A 20225-nucleotide genomic window follows, 5' to 3' on the forward strand; every position below is an offset into this window, starting at 1 on the left:
CATCGAAACTGCATAGAGCGCTGCTTCAATCGAATGAAGCATTTCCGCCGCTTCGCAACACGCTATGACCGCAGAACCATCCACTTCGAGGGCTTTGTCCATCTCGCAGCAGCGATGATCTGGCTCCGGTGAATGTCGATCCGGCCTAGGCCTCCCGTCTCCCTGTTTACGTCAATGAGGCCAGCAGTGCCACCAGTTGGCCCTGGCGATGAGTGTCAGTCTTCTGGAAGATAGCCTTGATCCTGCTTCGGGCGGTCTCCCGGGTGATGCCGAGAGCATCTCCGGCGTACTCGAGAGAACTGCCGCTCGCGAGAAGCCCTGCAAGGCGCGCTTCTGCGGGGGTGAGTCCGAAGGCGCGGGCGAAAACCTGCCACTCGGTCCTGCCCGGCCATGACACCTCGCTGATAACGAGCAGAGCTCGAGCGCATACGAACGGCGTCTTAGCCGCGCCGTCGACGGGCAGGACCCTGATCACAAGCGGGGTAGCGTTCTCCCGCCGGACGATGATCGGGGCCGCGCGCAAGGTCTTGCCTTCGCGTAGCCGCTGCAGGCGGTTGACCACCCTTTCGTATTCGGTTGCGGCATGTCGGTCACGAAGCATCAGTCGGCCGCCGGCGACATGGATGGAGGTGCCCAACAGCCGCTGTGCCGTGGCATTGGCCTGAATGAACCGCCCTGTCTGGTCGATCGCGACCACGGATTTGCCGATCTGGTCGAACGACTTGGCGACCGTGGACAGCGTCACGCGCCCTGCCAGATGCGCGAGGCTGCCGACTTCGTTAAGTCTCACGGAAAACTGTTGGAGAATTGCCCGCTCTGCCTCTCCGAATTCCCCTTGGCGGAGGGATCGGTGCAATGTCAGCGACCAGAAGTCGGCGCCGGTGCGAAGGCCGATGCCTGCCCAGCCCTTCCCGTCGAAGCGGGGCAGGAAATCATCGAAGAACGGCACGTAGCGGTCCTCGCGGTCGATCAGGTCGCTATCCAGCGCCACCTCGCCCCGCATGTTGATCGCCCGCGCGCGTCGATGGCTTTCGCTGTCCTGTTCTGCCCAGCTCTCGCCAACATAGGTCTGGAGGCACTCCCTGAGACTGGCGGTCGTCATCGCCCCTTCGGACCCGGACTGCGGGATCAGGCCTGCACCCATGGCACCGAACGACGTCGCCAGATCTTCCAGAATCCCGGTCCAGCGCGCAGGATCGGCGATCACGTCCGATAGGTTCATTGATGCACGCTGCAGCCGATCGACGTCAATCGCCACCGCCTTACTCCCCGCGTTGCTGGAATGCGCAAACAGATAAGAGACATGAAACAACTGGCAGATCAATGATCTGCGCTGCAACCTACGCTGCAAGAGTCGGCCTGTCCATGGCCTGCATCCGTTGCATCGACAGCCGTCATTTGCCCGCACACCCCCCATAAGGGGGTCTCATGCAACCGTTTCCTCGACGAGGGTCCGGTTGTAACGGCGTCGATGCCAGGTCACCCACGGGTTCGTCCCGCGCGGAAACCGTCAAGAGGGGTTCATGGGCATTCTGTCATTCACGAAACTGGCGGTGGCGATTGTTGTCATGTCGGCGATGGGATTTGAGGCGCGCGCCTCCGGAACTGATCAGGCACAAGGGCTCGACGTCGATGTCGCCGTGGTCTTCGCTGTCGATTTCTCGTCTTCGATCGACCCCGCCACCGCGGACCTGCAGCGGAATGGTCACGCCGCCGCCCTGATGTCGCCCGAGATCATGAAGGCTCTTTCAAGCAACCCCCGAGGTTGCATTGCAATCAGCTATTTCGAGTGGGCAGGTCCGCAGAGTATTAGGTCCGTCCTGCCCTGGACGAGGATTTGCGGACCAAAAGATGCCGAAGCCGCCGCCGGCATTATCAGCAGCAAGGGTGACACGGGCCTCGGCCGCAGGATCAGAGGTGGAACATCCATTTCCTCGGCCATCGCGATCGGAAGCATGCTTCTCGACAGGTTTCCGGGCCACGCCGATCGAATGGTCATCGACATATCCGGCAACGGCGAGAACAATGACGGCATGCCGGTTCAGCAAGCCAGGGCGAGGGCGATCGACAGGGGCTATACGATCAACGCGATCGCGGTTCCGTCCAAGCAGTTCCAGAATCCCGACCGCCCGCTGGCCGCCTATTTCGCGGAGGAAGTCATCGGCGGCGACCAGGCCTTCGTAATTGTACCGAAGGAATCAAGCGACTACACCACGGCCCTGCGTCGCAAGCTCGGGACCGAAATATCCTGGAAACTAGCCCCGAACTCGTATCCGCAGGACAAACAGCTGCGCATGATCACCGCCAGCGCGCGATTGGCGAGCGGCGGGGGAGCGTCGCATCCTGAATCGCAATGCCATGCCGTTCGGAGAGGAGGAATCACTGTCTGCTAAACGAACAAATCCCAATATTCTGAGCGCCCCCCGATCCGAGGCATTTAGTCCAAGGAAGGAAGCGCACCCGGATATCATTTCCGCCGTGAGTGGTGGACTTAGAGGACACGCCTTCGGTTGCCTCCGCACTAGGCAGCGGGTCTACGACTGGCAACGCATCTTGCAGCCAAGAGCTAGCGCAATCGTCCGTTCTCGCAATCTCTCGGGTCTCTTTCTCGTGATGTGCGCGGCTGTGTTGTGGGCGACAGTCGGTGTCGCAAGCAAACTCGTTCCTTATGAGCTCAGCGTTCCGGACGAGGTCTATGGCTTCGCACGAACCATCGTGGCGGGTCCCGCAGTCCTGCTTTTCGCCGTCGTTTCGAATGGTTGGAAAAGATGTATCCCCCGGCTCAGGAGTTTGCCCTGCTTTTTCCTTTTCGGGATCTGCTGTGCAATTTTCCAGGTGTGTCTATTTAGGAGTTTTTGGCTATTGGGCGTCACGGTTACTGTCTTTCTCACCGTATGCTTGCCGCCAGCGCTAGCCATGATCTGGGCCCTTTGGCGGCGCACGGAACAGGTGTCCGGGCAAGTTGTCGCCGCCCTCGTCTTGGCGGCCATTGGCCTTCTTTCTTTCGTCGGGGAGGACATGAAAGGCAGTAATCTGCCGACATTGGTGGGCCTAATGCTATCGATATTTGCCTCGATAGCCTTCGTCTTCCTAACACAAGCTGCCCGGTTGCTGACTGTCGATTATTCTGCGGTATTGGTCTCGGGACTTGGCCTCGTGATCACGGCCGCTTTTCTCGCACCCATGTCCTTTCTGCTCGCTACCATCAACTGGCAGATGATGAGGGCATTAGTCACCGATTGGCGAAGCTTCGGCGTGCTGCTCTATCTTGGACTCGGCCCGACGGCACTCGCCTATGTGTGCTACTGCGTTGGAATGGCGCGTTGCCGGACGGCCTTAGCGGGGCTCGTTGCATCCATGATTGAACCTGTCGCAGCCGCAGGACTCGCTTTTGTTTTCCTCCGGGAAACGCTCACCTTGTGGCAGTCACTGGGCTGCGTCGTGATGTTGGTTGCAATGATCATCCTTTGGATCGGCGACGACCCCGGGGAGGCTTGCGGCACAGAGCGGAAACCGCGCTGATCGGTTCCCACATCGTCGCAGATTCGACGACCGTCACCGAGCATGGTGCCGATGCGTCGATGCACGATATCGCCCGTAGGGCCGACGTCGGGTTGGCCACGCTGCTTCGTCATTTCCCGACGCGAGAATCCTTGTTCGAAGCCTTGCTCTGTACGAATCTCGACATACTGACGCAGAAGGCAGACGAACTTGAAATGTCGAATTCACCTGGTGAAGCGCTCGTGTCCTGGATCCGCGAATGGGTGGCATTCGCCCAAAGCTATAGGGGCGTTGTCACCTTGATGGCCACCGCCCGCACAAACCCGGACTCAGCTCTTTATGCTTCATGCGCAGCGGTGCACTCAGCGAGCGCGCAACTACTGTTCCGTGCTCAGGCCGAAGGTACGGCGCGCACCGATATGAATGGGGACGACCTGTTCGGCTTGATGTCGGCACTCGGCTGGCTCGTTGACCTACCCTCGTTCGCGCCACGGGTCGATCATCTCGTTCACATCATCGCGAGCGCTATCCTGACCAACCCGTCGAGCAACGATGTCAAAAAGGCGTCGCGGTGAATGAGATCGGCGTCGCGCGCTGAAGAGCGAAACCCGAGCATCTGTCCAAGAAATTCATGAGGCTCTTCGCCCGGACAATCCCGATTGCAGAGCAATCGGTCATCAATTCCCCCGCAACTAACGGCCCATGTCGCGCAGCTACTTTAGGATGCCGCCTGCAGAACCCTCAGCACACCACCGTGGATCGTGGATTGCCATCGAGGCTGTTCAAAAACTTGATGGCGTTTGTGATCGGTTTAGTGGGAGCTTGTGCTGCCACGTCGTAGTTGATCCCGGCTTTGTAGAAACCGGGCTACATCTTAATCTGCAATAAAAAGTTGAGATGACGGCTCCTAGCTGACACCGGGGAGATCCCCAAGTTCGCACTTCTTGCGGGTGCCGGCGTCACGGACGATTTCGGCGATCGGACCGAATTGCGACACCAAGGGATTGGTCTTGCGCCAGATCATGCCGATCGTACGGAAGGGGCGGGGCTCCAACAGGCGGAACACGCTGACATCCGCTGAGCGCGTCTCCGTACGCACTGCCATCTGCGGCAGCAGCGTGACGCCGATGCCAGCACCAACCATCTGCACTAGCGTGGTGAGTGAGCTTCCCTCCATGAGTTCGCGGGGGGGCGCGGCGGCGATGTTGCAGAAAGAGAGCGCTTGCTCGCGGAAGCAATGCCCCTCCTCCAGCAGGAGAAGGCGCATCTCCTGAAGCATTTCCGAACTCGGCACGGGCTTTCCCGCGTCCTCGAGCGGCCGGACCAGAACAAACTCCTCGTCGAAGAGGGGAATCTCCTCCAGCGTCGGCTCGGACACGGGAAGGGCTACGATCGCGGTATCGAGTCTCGCCTCCTGCAGGTCCTCGATCAGCCGCTGGGTCACCGCCTCGCGCGGTCGCGGGTCGAGCCCGGGATAGCGCTGCGTCAGCGTCTTGATGACATCGGGCAGCAGATAAGGAGCAATCGTCGGAATAACGCCGATGCGAAGCCGGCCCGTGAGCGATACTTGGGTGGCGCGCGCCAGTTCTGCGAGATCATCGACCGAGCGCAGAATGGCACGCACGCGTTCGGCAAACTCCTCACCGAGGCTAGTCAAGCGGATCTGCCTGCTGCCTCGTTCCACGAGCGGGGCGCCGATCAGTTCCTCGAGCTCGCGGATTTGCACGGACAGCGCCGGCTGGGAAATCGCACAGGATTCCGCGGCCCGCCCGAAATGCCCTAAACGCGCCAGAGCTTCGAAATAACGCAGATGCTTCATGGATAGACCAATCATAATCTAAAGCTATCAGCCCCTTTAGAATATACAATTGGAATTTATCGGCAGGCTTGCTTATTGGCTATCAAGGGATTTGAACCTGACGGGTGGTTCACCCAACCCGCGCAGAAACACTTGGCTCGCAACGTCAACCCGAGTTTGAGATTTAGGGAGAGTTAACGTGGACACAAAGACAAAACCGGCCGGGAAGTGTCCGGTCATGCACGGCGGCAACACGGCCCTCGGCAAATCTGTCACGCAATGGTGGCCGAACGCACTGAACCTGGACATCCTTCACCAGCATGACACCAAGACCAATCCGCTCGGCAAGGATTTCAACTATCGCGAGGAGCTGAAGAAGCTCGACGTAGAGGCCCTGAAGGCTGACCTGCGGGCTCTTATGACTGAAAGCCAGGAGTGGTGGCCGGCCGACTGGGGCAGCTACGTCGGCATGATGGCCCGCGTCACCTGGCACGCGGCTGGCTCGTATCGCGCGGCCGACGGCCGTGGTGGCGCCAATACCGGCAACCAGCGTTTCGCGCCACTGAACGCGTGGCCGGACAACGTCAACACCGACAAGGGCCGCCGCCTGCTATGGCCGATCAAGAAGAAGTATGGCAACCGGATCTCCTGGGCCGACCTGATCGCGCTTGCCGGTACGATTGCCTATGACGTTGCGGGGCTGAAGACCTTTGGTTTCGGCTTCGGCCGCGAAGATATCTGGCATCCGGAAAAGGACGTCTATTGGGGTGACGAGCAGGAATGGCTTGCTCCCAGCGACGGCCGCTACGGTGATGTTGCTCAGCCCGCCACGCTCTCCAACCCGCTTGCTGCTGTCCAAATGGGGCTGATCTACGTCAATCCCGAAGGCGTCAACGGCAAGTCCGATCCGCTCGCCACCGCCGCGCAAATGCGCGAGACCTTTGCCCGCATGGGCATGGACGACGAGGAGACCGTCGCGCTCACCGCCGGCGGCCACACCATCGGCAAGGCCCACGGCAATGGCAACCCGGCCGACCTCAGCGCCGATCCTGAAGCGGCAGGTCCGGAATTCCAGGGCCTCGGATGGGTGAACACCAAGGGACGCGGCATCGGCCGGAATACCGTCGTATCCGGCCTTGAAGGCGCCTGGACCACCGAGCCGACCAAGTGGGACAACGGGTTCTTCGAAATGCTGTTCAAGCACGAATGGCATCTGGTAAAGAGCCCGGCTGGCGCAACCCAGTGGGAGCCGATCTCGATCGCTGAAGCGGACAAGCCGGTAGACGTGGAAGACCCGACCATCCGCCTTAGCCCGATGATGACGGACGCCGACATGGCGCTCAAGGTGGACCCGATCTACCGCGAGATCTCGCTGCGCTTCCGCAACGACTTCGGGGCGTTTTCGGATGCCTTCGCACGCGCCTGGTTCAAGCTGACCCACCGCGACATGGGCCCGAGGGCTCGCTACATCGGCCCGGATGTCCCGGCAGAGGACCTGATCTGGCAGGACCCGATCCCGGCAGGCAGCACGACCTATGACGTTTCGGCCGTCAAGGCGAAAATCGCCGCCTCCGGCCTTTCCGTCTCCGACCTCGTCAGCACCGCATGGGACAGCGCCCGCACCTTCCGTGGTTCAGACAATCGCGGCGGGGCCAACGGCGCGCGCATCCGGCTGGCGCCCCAGAAGGACTGGGCCGGCAACGAGCCTGAACGTCTCGCCCGCGTTCTCGCCATGCTCGAACCGATCGCCGCCGACACCGGCGCTTCGGTTGCAGACGTCATAGTCCTGGCTGGCAACTACGGTGTCGAACAGGCCGCCAAGGCTGCCGGTTTCGACATCCAGGTGCCGTTTGCCGCCGGCCGCGGCGACGCCACTGCCGAGCACACCGACGCCGACAGCTTCGCGCCGCTCGAACCACTCGCCGACGGTTTCCGCAACTGGCAGAAGGATGACTATCTGGTCAGTGCCGAGGAGTTACTCCTCGACCGCGCTCAGCTTCTGGGCCTGACCGCGCCAGAAATGACGGCTCTCGTCGGTGGCCTGCGCGTCATCGGCACCAACCATGCGGGCACCGGGCATGGTGTCTTCACGTCCACAGTCGGAGCGCTCACCACGGACTTCTTCGTCACTCTGACCGACATGGCGTACTCCTGGATCCCGACTGGCAGGAACCTTTACGAGATCCGCGATCGCAAGACCGGCGGTGTCCGCTTCACTGCGACCCGCGCCGACCTCGTCTTCGGTTCCAACTCCGTGCTGCGCGCCTATGCGGAAGTCTACGCCCAGGACGACAGCAAGGAGAAGTTCGTGAGGGACTTCGTCGCCGCCTGGACGAAGGTGATGAACGCCGACCGCTTCGACCTGCCCGCCTAACGGCGAAACGGTCCACCGCAGGCACCGCAAAAGACCCTCCTGTGTGCTGGCTGCACACGGGAGGTTTTTTGTTTGTCCGGGGGATGCGAGGTGGCCGAGGGAAAGTCGCTTCGGCAAAACTGCCCTTTCAGGCTATGTAGTCGCACTTCCCGAGGCAGGCCGCCTAGGCAGTCCAAGGGCATCGTTGCAAATCGCGGGAGTCCCCTCCGCTGTCAGCGCATGACAGAACCACGTCGACAACCATCAAGCCCGATATACTGCTTCATGGTTGCCTCCATTCGATGTTTTGGGCCCGGTTCCAATCGTGAGCCCGTATTTCCATCTTATCGGGGCAACCACCCCCGCCAGCTAGTGCCGAGAGAATGGTCATGGGGTGAACCGCCCGCGACTACCCCATGTTCAAACCTTCGTCGACGGAATGGCGAGATCGAAGTTTCTCCTCCTTTCAAGACCAAAAGGTGCGGCCTGCTGCAATGATTGAGATGCAGGTCCGGCCGGATCTGCATCTCATTTTGTTTCTCACTGGAATGCGTAATCAGCGGGGACCATCTGCGTTTCTATGGCGAAGGTGACTGTGTCATCGAGTGCGGGGATTGCGAAATCCAATCCCCATTCGCTGCGACGGATCCTGCCGGTCGCCGAAAAGCCGATCTTCGGGACGCCCATCATCGGGTGCTTGGCGATCGAGCCGTTGAAGGTGACATCGAGCGTTGCCGGGTGTGTTTCACCGCGGAAGGTGAGGAGGCCTTCTACGGTGCCGGTCTTCTCGCCCGTCACGTGGATCGTCTTGGAAACGAAGGTGATTGGCTTGGCTGCCAGGAAGGTCTGCTCCCCGCCGATTTCCGCATCAAAGTCGACCTTTTCCGGCCAGGGATAGTCGGTGCGGATCGAAAGCGGATCGATCGTCACAGAAAGCGTGGAGGTTTCCGGCTCTTCCGGCTTCCAGTTGAGCCGCGCATCGACTTTCGTGAAGCGCGCGGTGTAGTGCGACAGGCCGGAATGGTTGAACGACCAGTTGAAACTCGAGTGAGAGGGGTCGGTCTTATAGGCACCGCCCGGCGCCGGATCGGCAAGGACGGGGGTCGTGCTCAAGGCGAGAGCAAGGGCGAATGCAGTTATGCGAAGCATTGATGTTTCCTTGGATGTGGAATGATGCGGTTACCGGCTTAGGCGGCCTTGTCGTGGCCGATGGCCTGAAGGCGCTCCCAGACGCGGCCGGGTCGGGAAATGTCGAGGTCGAATACGGTCTCGAACGTATCGGCCAGATGGTCGGCACTCGTGATGCGCTGCTCGCTGAGGCTGTTTGCCGTCACGCAGCGTAGACGGTCGTTCTGAAGTGCGACATAGCCGTCCGCCGTGTGCCGAAGGACCGCGAGCGCATTGGTGAAGGGGGAGCCACGATCCTGCATCAGCCAGCCATGCGTTGCGACCATCGCGGCTTCGTCGCTGTGGTCGGGCCGGAAATCGAAGCTCTTCGCAATCCCGCGCACATGGTTGTGGAAGCGCAGCCAGCCGCCGTCCGCCGGCATGATCGAGAAGTCGAAGCCGCGCTGGCTTATCGGCCCGGTGGTCAGCGGCACCGGCTCGACGATGGCGTCCGCCACGCCGACCTCGGCGAGATAGGGACGTTCGAGGTCGACACGCAGCGTCAGATGATTGCCGATGGCGATATCGCCGAGCCTTTCCCGGTCGACGCCGCCGCAAAGACGGGTCACTCGGAAGCCGAGTGCTTCAAGCGCGGCGCCGAAGAGGCCGTTCATCTCGTAGCACCAGCCGCCGCGCCGCCTCTCGACCATCTTGGTGAAGGCCGCAGCCGGGGGGATCACGGAGGGCCATCCCATGAAGGCGTCCAGCGCCTCCCATGTAAAGCTCATGACATGGGCGCGATGCAGCTGTGTCAGGCTGAGGATGTCGAGACGCGACGGCCGCTCGACGTTGATCCGCGCCAGATAGGCATCGAGCTGCGTGGTTGTCAGGGTCATTCCGTTTTCGTTGGAAGGTACATGTGTCATCCTTCGGGCTCCTTTCGATGGACCGTTGTTCAGGTTCCGGTGGTTTGTTTGAAGTGGTTTAGGCGACCTCGCGGTCGTCCTCGGGCGGGAAAGTCAGGCCGAAGCCTTTCGCGACCGAAGCGATCTGCTCGGGGGTTTCGGGCCTGCAGAGCTCGACGATCGAAAAGAAGCTTTCGAACCCGCCCGGTGTGACGACCACCATGAGGCGGCCCTCGGTCTTCCCAACATTGCGGAAGCGGTGCGGCACGCCGCGCGGCAGCGCAATGCAGCCGCCTTCCGCGAGTTCGACATAGTCGCCGGCGCACCAGAAGCCGAAGCGGCCGGTGAGCACGCGGAAGAACTCGTCCTCGCGCTCATGCACATGCAATGGCGGGCCTTCGCCGGCCTCCACGAAGGCCTCGAACATGCCGAGCGAACCGCCGGTATTGGCCGCCATCATGCGGATGACATGCTTGCCGAACGCCATCGCTGGCATCCCATGCCCCAGCGGCGAGATCGCCGCACCGGCGAATTTTTTCATCTTTCTCTCTCCAGGTTCGCAATGCATCGATCGTCGATGCTTTCGCTCTTACGGCGGGACGCAGAATTCCGTTCCGCGCTCCGGCATGCGGGGCGGGGCGGCGAGTTCTTTCGTTTGGTGGCACGAGGCCGCCGAAGACGGGCAGGGGATTATCCAGGCCGTCCAGCCGGTACGGCGCTTCTATAGCGCAGCGTGAAAACCGGCGTTCCTAAATGAATGTGCAAGCCGTACCGAATATCCTAAAAGTTTGCTAAGAAGATCAGGGACAAGCAACGGGGGAAGGCAGTGAGGCTCGACGACAGGCTCCTCGATTTTTTCAATCGGCCGCTGATGTGCATCATCGCTGTGGCTGACGAAACCGGCCGTCCTTCGGCAGGACGCGGTGTCGGCTTTCATCTTCTGGAAAACCGCGAGACGATCGACGTCATCTTTTCCGCCTGGCAGTGGCCACGGCTCGAATTCTGCATCCGGCAGACCGGGCGGATCGCCGCCACCTTCGTCAGCCCTTCGGACTATGTCAGTTTCCAGCTGAAAGGGGCTGCCGGGATGCGTGGGACAGAACCCCCCGACCTCGATCGTGCCGACCGTTTCATGACCGCTGCAACGGACGAGCTCGAATCCCTCGGCGTGCCCCGGCACCTCATCGCGCCATGGCTGACGGCGCACGAGGCGCGAGTCGCCCGCCTCGTGATCAGTGAAATATATGTCCAGACGCCCGGCCCGCTCGCCGGCATGCTGGCAGGGACGCAGGCTGGCGCGAGGTCCCAATGACGCTGCGGCTTTCCGATCTTTCCGCCTGCTTCGAGGGTGTCATCCCCTCCATCATCGCCACGGCCTCGGCCGATGGCATGCCGAATGTATCCTATCTCTCCCATGTGATGCGGGTTGATGAGGAGCATGTCGCTCTTTCCAACCAGTTCTTCGCCAAGACGGCGGCGAATGTACGCGCCAATCCCAAGGTCACGCTGATCCTCGTGGACGGGTTCACAGGCGATCAGTTCCTGCTCGACATCGGTTTTGTGCGTTCTGTCGATACCGGCGCGCTGTTCGACAAGATCGCCCGCCAGCTCAAGGCGAGCAGCGCGCAGATTGGCATGTCGGATGTCATGCGGCTGAGGAGCGCCGATATTTTTCGTGTGCATGGGATCGAAAAGGTTCCCTCGCCGGTGGACACCACCCCGCAGATAAACGGCCGTGCGCCTGTCAGCCTTCCCGCGCTGTCCCACGCGACCAAAGCCATCGAGCGACAGGCGGAGGCCGGCGAGATCATTGACAGCCTGCTCGGCGGCGTCCAGCACGTTCTCGGATACGACAATGCGCTCGTTCTCATCCACGACAGCCACCGCGGCTGCCTGGTCACGACCGGTAGCATCGGCTACGAGCGCTCCGGCCTCGGATCGGAAGTCGCCGGCAGCGAGGGATTGATCGGTGCTGCGGTAACGAGTGGTCAGACGATCAAGGTCAGCGATATGAGCCGCGTGCGCCGCTTCGGCGAAGCGATCGGTCTGGAGGCGGAAGGGGCTGAAAATACGACACGCACCGTCGCTTTCCCACAATTGCCGACGGCTATGAGCCAGATTGCCGTTCCCATGACAGCCGGCGGCACGGTGACGGGCCTGCTCTTCATCGAGAGCACGGAGCGGCTCGCCTTCCGTGAAGAGGACGAGGCTGCTCTCGAAATTCTGGCTGGACAGGCTGCCAGTGCCCTCAGGGCCAGCGAACGGGAAGCGGCAGCCGCCGAATTGAGACCGGCGGCCCGCATGACCGAGTCTGCTGCCGGCGGGCGAGAAGTCCGCGTCGTCCATCACCGCTTCGACGACAGCGTGTTCGTCGACGGCACCTACATAGTGAAGGGCGTTGCCGGTACCCTGCTGCGCCTGATGCTCGAATGGCATCTGAGCGACGGCAGGAGCGAATTCACGAACCGGGAAATGCGGCTCGCGGCCGGTGCCCGCATGCCAGAGATCAAGGACAATCTCGAAACCCGGCTCCTGCTGCTGCGTCGCCGGCTCGAAGAAAAAGAGGCGCCAATACGCCTCGTCCGCATCGGCAGAGGCCGCGTCCGGCTGGAGGCAGAAGGACCTCTCATCCTCGACCCGACCGCGGGTGATCACCCGTGAGCTGAGAAATCATGGCAGGCAATTCGCAATCGCGATCTGGAGCCGGTTTCAAAKGGATGGTGGACGGTATCGGGTTACAATCGGCATAGAAGCCGGAATGTGTTGGCTTTCGCCTGTATAACTCACAGCTCGATCTCTTGCTTGGCCATACCATTGGTAGCGGTTGTGAAACGCTCGCGCCTCGGCGGTCCTTCCGGGCGCGCCGGCGAGATCGAGCAGCGACTTCGGCAGCTTGTCTTCCGTAAGCTTCGTCTTGTCGTAGGTGAAGACCGTCGAGCGCAGGCGATCTCCGCTAAATGGTAGCCGCCGCGTAGCGAGCAGGAACTGATCGCTGCCACGCAAGGGGCGTTTGGCGTCAAAGCAATTTCTACGCCAGTAACCGAGGCGGCCTGGCACAATGTTCCCTCGTTCGACGTCGTCTCCACCGATGACAAGGTCATCCAGCCGCAACTGCAGCGAGACCAGGTAAAGCGCCTCAAAGCGACAGCGGTCGAGGTGGCTGCCAACCACGGGGTCATGCTGTCTCACCCCGACGTTGTGGCGAAGCTCATCATCGAGGCTGCAAACTAATCCCACCGACGTCACGCTGCCGTGGCCGGCTGGAGATGTATCTGGTTTGTCGAAACAGCCTAACGGCGGCCAAGCTACGCGGGCCGGTCGACCGACGTGGACGTCCAGAAAGCTCGCCGCGCCCACGGTGATCAGACGCGTGACCGTCACGGTGATCGCGTCATCCGACAGGCTTGCGATACGGCCTGTCTCCTGCCCAATCTTGCCGAAGTGCTTCACGTTCGGGCAGAGGTTTGGCCAATAGCGGCGTTGGCTTGAGTAACTGTGTTGCGATAGAGCTCTCGCAAGCCCTCAGAATTCACAGAAATACAGACGTGGTGCGAGGGGCGACCGTCCCAGGCGCCGGGGGGGAAACTCGTCCCATCAGGCTTCTGGACCGTCATGCCGCGCGTGATGCCTTCGGTCGAGACGCGGACGGCGCCGGTCCTGGTCTCGAACAGCTCGGGGCGCAGCAGATAGGCGACGGCCGAGGAATCGTGGACGAAGATCGACGGCACGCCGCCGGCCTGGTGGAAGGCTTCGTAGAAGCGCGACACCTCCCAGATGAATTTCCCGGCTTCGCCGCCATCCCTGGCAAGACCTTCAAGATAGTCGGTCGGCATGAAAGTCTTCTGGGTGACGTCGAGACCGACAAATGTGATCGGCCAACTGGCGGCGGCGATCTCGTCTGCCGCCTCGGGATCGCCGATGATATTTGCTTCTGCCGCGGGCGTGACATTGCCCTGGACACCGGCGATGCCGAAGGCACCGCCCATGACCACGATCTGTTTGACCAGCGGCACGATATCAGGGGCCTCGCGCAGTGCGAGCGCTAGATTTGTCATTCGCCCCACGGCGATGATGGTGATCTCGCCCGGTGCCGCCCGCACCGTGTCGATGATCAAGCGATGGGCGGGGCGGGGGTCTGCCACGCCTTCAAAACCGTCCGGTATCGTCACATTGCCCAGAGCATTCTGCCCATGCACGAAATCCGGCGGATCCATGGGTTCTCCGACCAGCGGCTTGGCCGCGCCGCGGGCCACCGGCACGTTCATCTTGAATCGGTCGACGAGGTACAAGGCGTTGCGGGTCGTCTGGTCGATCGTGCCGTTGCCGAAGGTCGTGACCACGCCGACCAGCTCGATCTGCAGCGACAGGTGCAGGAACAGCAGCGCCATGGCATCGTCCACCCCGGGATCGGTGTCGAAAATCACTTTATGGACGGACATGGTCTGTTGCTCCTGAATACATGATGAAGAAATGAAGCGGCCTCAGGCCACCCTGTGTCGGCGGCGCGCATGGATCACCAGCGCGATCACCGGAACGATATAGGGGACCGCCTGCAGCAATTCGCTGGGCAGTCCCTTTCCCTGCAGTGCGATCACCACCGCTTCGGCTGTGCCGAGCAGCAGGGAGGCGAGCATGGTGCCACAGGCGCTGCCATAGCCCATGAGGTCTGCGGCGAGCGCCACGAAGCCGCGCCCGGCGCTCATGTTCTGGGAGAACCAGCTGACGTAGCCCATCGACAGGAAGGCGCCAGCCGCCCCGGCAAACAGGCCCGAGATCAGCAGCGCGACCACCTGCATGCGCACAACGTCGATACCCGCCGTCGCCGCTGCCTCTGCGTTTTCTCCGACCGCCCGCAGCCGGATGCCGAAGGGCGTGCGCATCATGGTGATGGCGACAACCGGCACCAGGACGAAGGCTAGGTAGGTGAGGACGTGATGCCCGGACAGCAGCGTGCCGAGGACGGGAATGCCAGCGATGAGAGGCAGCGTCAGGGACGGAAGGACCTGGCTCGCCATCGAGCCGGACATGCCCTTGTCGCCCGTCAGCATGAACAGGATCAGCGTGGTTCCGGACGCCGCCAGCATGTTGAGCGCGATGCCGGCCAGGATCAGGTCGGCCTTCAGCCCATGCACGGCAACGGCCAGCATGCCGGCAAGGACCAGGCCGGCGAACAATGCGCCGAGCAGGCCGATCCAGGCACTGCCGGTCAGGGCACTGACGACGACACCCGCAAGCGCGGCTGACAGCATCATGCCCTCCATGCCGAGATTGAGCACGCCGGCACGCTGCGAGATATGCACGCCGAGCGCTGCCAGGAGAATGGGCGTCGTGACCCGCAGGAGCACGGGAACCAGTGCGATGACTGATGTTATGTCGAACAGGTTGCTCATGCCGCTTGCTCCGTCCTGCGTCCGGCAATCCATGCGAGAAGGCGGGGATTGCGGATGATGGCGCTTGCGGTGACGAAGATCAGGATCAGGGCCTGGATCAGCCCGACCACTTCGCTTGGCACGTCGTGATTGCGCGCCACAAGGTCCCCACCGACCTGAAGGTAGCTGAGGAAGAGTGCCGCGGGAATCAGCAGCAGGGGATGGTCGCGCGCCAGGATTGCCACGACCACGCCGGTCCAGCCATTGCCCGGCAACGACTGCCAGGAGAAACGCTGGTAGAGCCCGAGCATTTCGATGCCGCCGGCGGCAGCGGCGATCGCTCCGCCGATGATCTGCGCCCGCAGCATGATACGGCGGATCGGAAGACCCAGATGGGCGGCAAAGCCCGGATTGGCGCCGACGATGCGGGATTCGAAGCCCCAGGTGGTTCGGAACAGGTAGATGCTGCCGGCGATGCAGGCGAGGATCGCAAACAGCGTGCCCAGATGGATGCGGGTTCCCGGAACAAGCCGCGGCAGCCGCGCCTCGAGCGGGATCTTGTAGCTTACCATCGCCCCCGCGGCGGGGTCGCGCAGCACATAGTTGACCACATACAGGCCGATGAACAGCGCCGCAAAGTTCAGCATCAGCGAGGAAACGAGTTCCGACACGTCGTATTTGCTGCGCAGGTAGCCCGGCACGACACAGACGCTCGATCCGATCACAGTGCCGACGGCCAAGGCCACCGGCACCAGCGCAAAGGCCGGCAGTGGCACCAGCAGCACGGTGGCAACCGTTGCAAGGCCGCCCAGGAAGAAGGCACCCTCGACGCCGAGGTTGAACATGCCCGTGCGAAACATCAGTGCCACCGCCAGGCCGCATAGCATGGCCGGTGTGGCCATCTCGACGATGTTGCCGGTGTGACGCGGGTTGCGGAACGGGCCGAGCAGGAAGGTGTCGACCATACCCCAGGGGTCGGGCTGCGTCATCGCGATCGGCACCAGCACCAAAGCAAGGATGGCGATCAGCACAAGGACGGTCAGGAAAAAGGGCGCCAGCGCCTCGCGGATCATCATGCGGCGCTGTCCAGTCCAAGCATGAACGGCCCGAGCCGTTCCGGGGTCAGTTCCGGTCCGTTGTCGAGCGTGGCGACGATGCGGCCGCCATAGAGGACGGCCACGCGGTCCGAGAGCGCCAGCAACTCGTCGAGGTCGGCACTGATCAGGAGTATGGCCGCACCGGATGCCGCAAGCTCCAGGATGCGGCTCTGGATGAAGGCTGCGGCTGCGATGTCGATGCCGCGGGTGGGCTGGTCGGCGATGAGGAAGGTCGGCCCAGTGGCAAATTCACGCGCGGCGATGACCTTCTGCGCATTGCCGCCTGACAGCGCCGATAGCGGCGCACCTGGCCCGGGACAACGAACCCCGAACTCCTGGATAATCTCGCCCGCCCGCTGTTCCATGGCGCGTCGGCGCATGAACGGGCCTTGGGCGAACCGCGCCAGGCGATGGGCGCCGGCCAGTGCGTTCTCGGTGACCGAAAGGCTGCGCGCTCCGCCCTGGTGGAAGCGGTCGGCCGGCAGATGGGCCATGCCGTTGCGGCGCCATTCGACCGTGTCGAGTCCGGCCGCGGGCCGGTCGTTCCAGGTTACTGTCCCGCTTGTGGGCCTGCGGGCGCCCGATAGCACGGAAACCAGCCCGCGCTGACCGCTGCCATCGACGCCGGCTATGCCGACGATTTCGCCGGCGCAGATCGAGACATCGACGCCGGCTAACCGGTCCGCGCCACTGGCTGCCTCCAGCCGCAGGTCCTCGACGGTGAGGCTGATCTCCCCGACCCTGCGACCGGCGCGGGCGACTGCCGCGGGCCGGGAAGAGCCCATCACCAAGGCGGCAACCTCTGTATCCGATATCATGTCCATCCGGCTGTCGCCGGAAACATGGCCGAGCCGCAGCGCCGTGACATGGCCAGACAGCGCCCTGACTTCGCGCAGCTTGTGGGAAATGAAGAGTATGGTGAGGCCGGCCCGTTGCAGGTCGCGCAGGCGCTGGAACAGTTCGTCGGTTTCCGGCGGCGTCAGCACGGCGGTCGGCTCGTCGAGGATCAGCACCCGCACGCCGTCGCGCGACAGCGCCTTCAGTATCTCGACCTTCTGCTGTGCCGCGACCGATAGTGCGCCGACCCGCGCATCGGGGTCCGCATCGAGATTATAGCGTGCCGACAGGGCCAGCACGCGCCGACGCGCCTCGACCCGGTCGATGAAGAGACCGCGCCGCGGCTCCTGCCCCAGCAGGATGTTCTCCGCTACCGTCAGCGACGCAATGAGAGAGAAATGCTGGTGCACCATGGCGATGCCGAGGCTTGCCGCCACCCGGGGCGAAGCGATTGAGACCGCCTCGCCATCCAGCTGGATTGTGCCCCCGGTCGGCTGCTCCAACCCGAACAGAATCTTCATCAGGGTGGATTTTCCTGCGCCATTCTCCCCGCAGATGGCATGAATGCCACCTGCGGCGATGGAGAACGATACGCCTGACAAGGCCTCAGTTCCGTTGGGATAGCGCTTGGAGATACGCTCGAAGCGGATGATCGGAGCATCGCTCATGTTCGCCTCAGGGCCGGACGGAGGTGCGCAGGGCCTCTAGTGCTGCCTGGTCGATGGCAAAGCCGGAGGTCACCTTGATCTCGCCGGAGATGATCTTCTCCTTGGCCGCGGCGATCTGCTTCTTCAGGTCATCCTTGGCGAGTTTGGCCATCACGCCATTTTCCGCCAGACCGACCGCGTTTTCCTTCAGGCCGATTGCTTCGACCTGTCCGACCGGCAGCTTTCCGTCGACATAGAGGTCGTAGGCGCGCGCCAGTGTGATCTCGACATTTTTCAGCATCGACGTCGCGACCTTATCGGCCATCGCCGGATCGGTGTCGCGGAAGATCGCCTCCTGGTCTGAATTCACGCCGATCGAGTATTTGTTGACGTCCTTGCCGGCGGCGATCTGGCCAAGCCCGGTAAGACCGGCAACGTTGAAGCCGATGGCCGTGCCCGAACGATACTGCGCCAGCGCCAGTTCCTTGCCCTTGGCCGCATCGTTGAACGAACCGGCATAGGAGATCGCGACCTTTACATCAGGGTTTACTGCCTTGGCGCCCTCCACATATCCTGTGAGGAAGTCGTTGATGACAGGAATGTCCATGCCGCCGAGGAAGCCGATATTGTTGCCGTCCGTTGCGGGGAGGGTTCCGTCCTTGATCAGGCCAGCTGCCAGCATGCCGGCGAGATAGGAACCCTCGTTCTGCTTGAACACCACGGAATAGACATTCTTGTAGTCGCCCTTTTCATACGGCATGACACCGTCGATCAGGATGTAGGTCTTGTCGGGATATTCAGGTGCCACCTCGGTCATGATGTCGGAGATCTCGAAGGTGCATGCGACGATGACGTCAAAGTCCTTGTCGGATACGTCCTGGAAGGTCGGCAGCCACTTGGTCTGGTCGGTGCCCATCTCTATCACCTTGGTCTCGACCCTGTCGCCATACTTGGCCTTGATCATCTCCATGCCCTTGGCGCCGAGATCGAAATAGGACTTGTCCCCGAGATTGCCGTTGACGAGGAAGACGACCTTCTTCGGCTCTTCGGCGTGGCTTGCACCGGCAAGACCCATCATCAGGGCCGTTCCGGCGAGCATGAGGCTGAGCGTTGTGCGACGTGTAAGGCTGGTCATTATTTTCGTTCCCTTTGTTTTTGTTGTATGCGCGTGCAGGTGGGTCGAAAGACCCGAAATCTGTTAGCTGGCTGTGCCGATCGGGCTGATCGCTCCTGCGCTGTTTTGCGCGAGCCAGGCGGCACGACGGCTGAACAGCCCAGGCACCACGGCATGCACTTCGGCAATCAGGTCCGCCATGCTGGCCGTCTTGAGCTCGCCGTTTTCCACCACGATCCGCCCGTCGATCATGGTGATATCGACGTCGCCGCCGCGCATGGCGTGGACGAGATTGTGGTGCAGGTTGCCGTCCTTGCCGCCGAACAACGGAGTCATGCGCGGCGTGTCGGTCCTTACCGCGATGATGTCGGCCTTCCTGCCGACTTCGAGCGAACCGATTTCGTGGTCCTTGCCGATGGCTCTTGCGCCTTCGATGGTCGCCATGCGCATCACGTCCCAGCTGTCCAGTGCTGCGGCGTCAAGGGTGGCGAATTTGGTGAGAAGCGAGGCGAACTTCATTTCCTCGAACATGTCGAGATTGTTGTTCTCCTTCTCGCCATCGGTGCCGATGCCTACGGCCACGCCTGCCGCCCGGAGCTTTTCGACCGGCGCGTAGCCGCTGGCGAGCTTCATGTTGCTTGCCGGATTGTGCGCGACCGAGACGCCGCGCTTTCCCATCAGTTCGATCTCGCTGTCATCGAGCCAGACGCAATGGGCAAGAAGTGTCCGATCGGCATCCAGCAGACCGAGCTTTTCCAGGGCTTGGATCGACCGGCAGCCGTAGCGGCGCTGCATCTCGTTGAGCTCCACTTCCGCCTCGTTGGAATGGGTGTGGAACCCGGTCTTGAACTTCTTGGCGAGCGCGATGGCGCGCTCATGGCCCGCCTCCGTGGAATAGAAGGCATGTTCCAGCCCGACCCAGACCTCGACGCGGCCATCCGCCTTGCCGTGCCAGTTTTCCAGCAACCGCTCGGTGTCGTCCAGGTGGTCGAAGTAGTCGTAGTCGGGGTGCTCGCCGACATATGGAACCATGACGGTGCGATTGCCGATCTGGCTCGCAGCACGCGCCGCGCCTTCCATGTAGCGCCACATGTCGACCACGGTCGTGGTGCCCGACAAGACGGACTCGGCATAGCAGAGCCACGACGCGGCTTCCGCCTCGCGCGGTCGCAGCACCCGGTGCATGGGATCAATGAACATGCGCAGCCAGTCCCAGACCGGCAGGCCCTCGGCGGTCCCGCGCAACACGCCCGAATGCAGGTGAGCATTGACGAGGCCCGGCATCAGCAACCGGTTGGCCAAACGCCGCACCGGGCTGTTTTGATGATGTTGGCTGACCTGGGCCAGCGGCCCGACGTCAACGATCCGGTCGCCGTCGATGGCAACGGCTCCGTTTGCTATCACGTCGTTTTGGGCATTCATGGTGATGACGAAGTCGGAAGCAAGGATGTGAACAGGCATTTGCAACAGGGCCCTCATCGGCGCGCACGGCCCCGC

The 20225-nt window shown here is 62.2% G+C and carries 18 protein-coding genes; 6 read left to right on the top strand and 12 right to left on the bottom strand.

The genetic code is table 11. The features are described 5' to 3' along the window. Positions 1-166 precede the first annotated feature (166 nt). Positions 167-1258: a helix-turn-helix transcriptional regulator gene (locus AC1DMK_RS27715; RefSeq protein WP_477863589.1), complete on the bottom strand. Its 1092-nt coding sequence runs from the start codon at positions 1256-1258 to the stop codon at positions 167-169. A gap of 271 nt (positions 1259-1529) precedes the next feature. Between AC1DMK_RS27715 and AC1DMK_RS27720 the strand changes: the two genes are divergently transcribed. The 3 genes from AC1DMK_RS27720 to AC1DMK_RS27730 are packed head-to-tail and all read left to right on the top strand — an operon-like array spanning position 1530 to position 4076. Further along, positions 1530-2393, top strand: coding sequence for a DUF1194 domain-containing protein (locus AC1DMK_RS27720; protein ID WP_477863628.1), 864 nt, complete (start codon positions 1530-1532; stop codon positions 2391-2393). After that, on the top strand, positions 2359-3522 hold the full coding sequence (locus AC1DMK_RS27725) for a DMT family transporter (protein ID WP_477863590.1): 1164 nt from the start codon (positions 2359-2361) through the stop codon (positions 3520-3522). Before AC1DMK_RS27720 ends, AC1DMK_RS27725 begins: the two co-directional genes overlap by 35 nt. Then, the gene (locus tag AC1DMK_RS27730; protein ID WP_477863591.1) at positions 3495-4076 is read left to right on the top strand and encodes a TetR/AcrR family transcriptional regulator; all 582 of its coding nucleotides are present in this window, start codon (positions 3495-3497) and stop codon (positions 4074-4076) included. Before AC1DMK_RS27725 ends, AC1DMK_RS27730 begins: the two co-directional genes overlap by 28 nt. A 332-nt stretch (positions 4077-4408) precedes the next feature. On the opposite strand, the gene AC1DMK_RS27735 is transcribed toward AC1DMK_RS27730, so the two are convergent. Further along, on the bottom strand, positions 4409-5335 hold the full coding sequence (locus AC1DMK_RS27735; RefSeq protein WP_477863592.1) for a hydrogen peroxide-inducible genes activator: 927 nt from the start codon (positions 5333-5335) through the stop codon (positions 4409-4411). A gap of 163 nt (positions 5336-5498) precedes the next feature. Between AC1DMK_RS27735 and katG the strand changes: the two genes are divergently transcribed. Continuing rightward, positions 5499-7673: a catalase/peroxidase HPI gene (katG, locus tag AC1DMK_RS27740; protein ID WP_477863593.1), complete on the top strand. Its 2175-nt coding sequence runs from the start codon at positions 5499-5501 to the stop codon at positions 7671-7673. 519 nt (positions 7674-8192) lie between these two features. Here katG and AC1DMK_RS27745 read toward each other — a convergent pair. From AC1DMK_RS27745 to AC1DMK_RS27755, 3 genes are read right to left on the bottom strand one after another with little or no spacing between them, the layout of a single operon-like run. After that, positions 8193-8801, bottom strand: coding sequence for a YceI family protein (locus AC1DMK_RS27745; protein WP_477863594.1), 609 nt, complete (start codon positions 8799-8801; stop codon positions 8193-8195). A gap of 38 nt (positions 8802-8839) precedes the next feature. Beyond that, complete coding sequence (locus tag AC1DMK_RS27750; protein WP_477863595.1) at positions 8840-9685, bottom strand: arylamine N-acetyltransferase family protein; 846 nt, start codon at positions 9683-9685, stop codon at positions 8840-8842. Between the two features lie 58 nt (positions 9686-9743). Further along, complete coding sequence (locus AC1DMK_RS27755; RefSeq protein ID WP_477863596.1) at positions 9744-10205, bottom strand: cupin domain-containing protein; 462 nt, start codon at positions 10203-10205, stop codon at positions 9744-9746. A 285-nt stretch (positions 10206-10490) separates the two neighbouring features. Here AC1DMK_RS27755 and AC1DMK_RS27760 point away from each other — a divergent pair, with 285 nt between their 5' ends. Together AC1DMK_RS27760 and AC1DMK_RS27765 are read left to right on the top strand one after the other, a co-directional pair. Continuing rightward, entirely contained in the window at positions 10491-10976 is a 486-nt protein-coding gene (locus tag AC1DMK_RS27760) for a pyridoxamine 5'-phosphate oxidase family protein (RefSeq protein ID WP_477863597.1), read from the top strand. Next, complete coding sequence (locus tag AC1DMK_RS27765) at positions 10973-12325, top strand: pyridoxamine 5'-phosphate oxidase family protein (RefSeq protein ID WP_477863598.1); 1353 nt, start codon at positions 10973-10975, stop codon at positions 12323-12325. Before AC1DMK_RS27760 ends, AC1DMK_RS27765 begins: the two co-directional genes overlap by 4 nt. Before the next feature lie 48 nt (positions 12326-12373). Here the strand turns inward: AC1DMK_RS27765 and AC1DMK_RS27770 are convergent, their stop codons facing one another. The 7 genes from AC1DMK_RS27770 to AC1DMK_RS27800 all read right to left on the bottom strand — a co-directional run bounded on the left by AC1DMK_RS27770 (position 12374) and on the right by AC1DMK_RS27800 (position 20189). Next, a complete protein-coding gene (locus AC1DMK_RS27770; protein WP_477863631.1) occupies positions 12374-13114 on the bottom strand; it encodes a hypothetical protein in 741 nt (246 codons plus the stop codon). Then, positions 13111-14103 (bottom strand): nucleoside hydrolase, encoded by a 993-nt coding sequence (locus AC1DMK_RS27775; RefSeq protein WP_477863599.1) that lies wholly within the window; start codon positions 14101-14103, stop codon positions 13111-13113. Before AC1DMK_RS27775 ends, AC1DMK_RS27770 begins: the two co-directional genes overlap by 4 nt. A gap of 42 nt (positions 14104-14145) precedes the next feature. Continuing rightward, positions 14146-15036: an ABC transporter permease gene (locus AC1DMK_RS27780; RefSeq protein WP_477863629.1), complete on the bottom strand. Its 891-nt coding sequence runs from the start codon at positions 15034-15036 to the stop codon at positions 14146-14148. Between the two features lie 14 nt (positions 15037-15050). After that, positions 15051-16109: an ABC transporter permease gene (locus AC1DMK_RS27785; protein WP_477863600.1), complete on the bottom strand. Its 1059-nt coding sequence runs from the start codon at positions 16107-16109 to the stop codon at positions 15051-15053. Then, complete coding sequence (locus AC1DMK_RS27790) at positions 16106-17635, bottom strand: ABC transporter ATP-binding protein (protein WP_477863601.1); 1530 nt, start codon at positions 17633-17635, stop codon at positions 16106-16108. The genes AC1DMK_RS27785 and AC1DMK_RS27790 overlap by 4 nt, the downstream gene beginning before the upstream one ends. A gap of 7 nt (positions 17636-17642) precedes the next feature. Next, positions 17643-18749 carry a BMP family ABC transporter substrate-binding protein gene (locus tag AC1DMK_RS27795; protein ID WP_477863602.1) on the bottom strand — a complete coding sequence of 369 codons (1107 nt, stop codon included), beginning with the start codon at positions 18747-18749 and terminating at the stop codon, positions 17643-17645. Positions 18750-18812: 63 nt separating this feature from the next. Continuing rightward, positions 18813-20189, bottom strand: a complete 1377-nt coding sequence (locus AC1DMK_RS27800) for an amidohydrolase family protein (RefSeq protein ID WP_477863603.1) — start codon at positions 20187-20189, stop codon at positions 18813-18815. Between the last annotated feature and the right edge of the window lie 36 nt (positions 20190-20225).

The sequence above is a fragment of the Rhizobium sp. 05L419 genome (assembly GCF_056397845.1).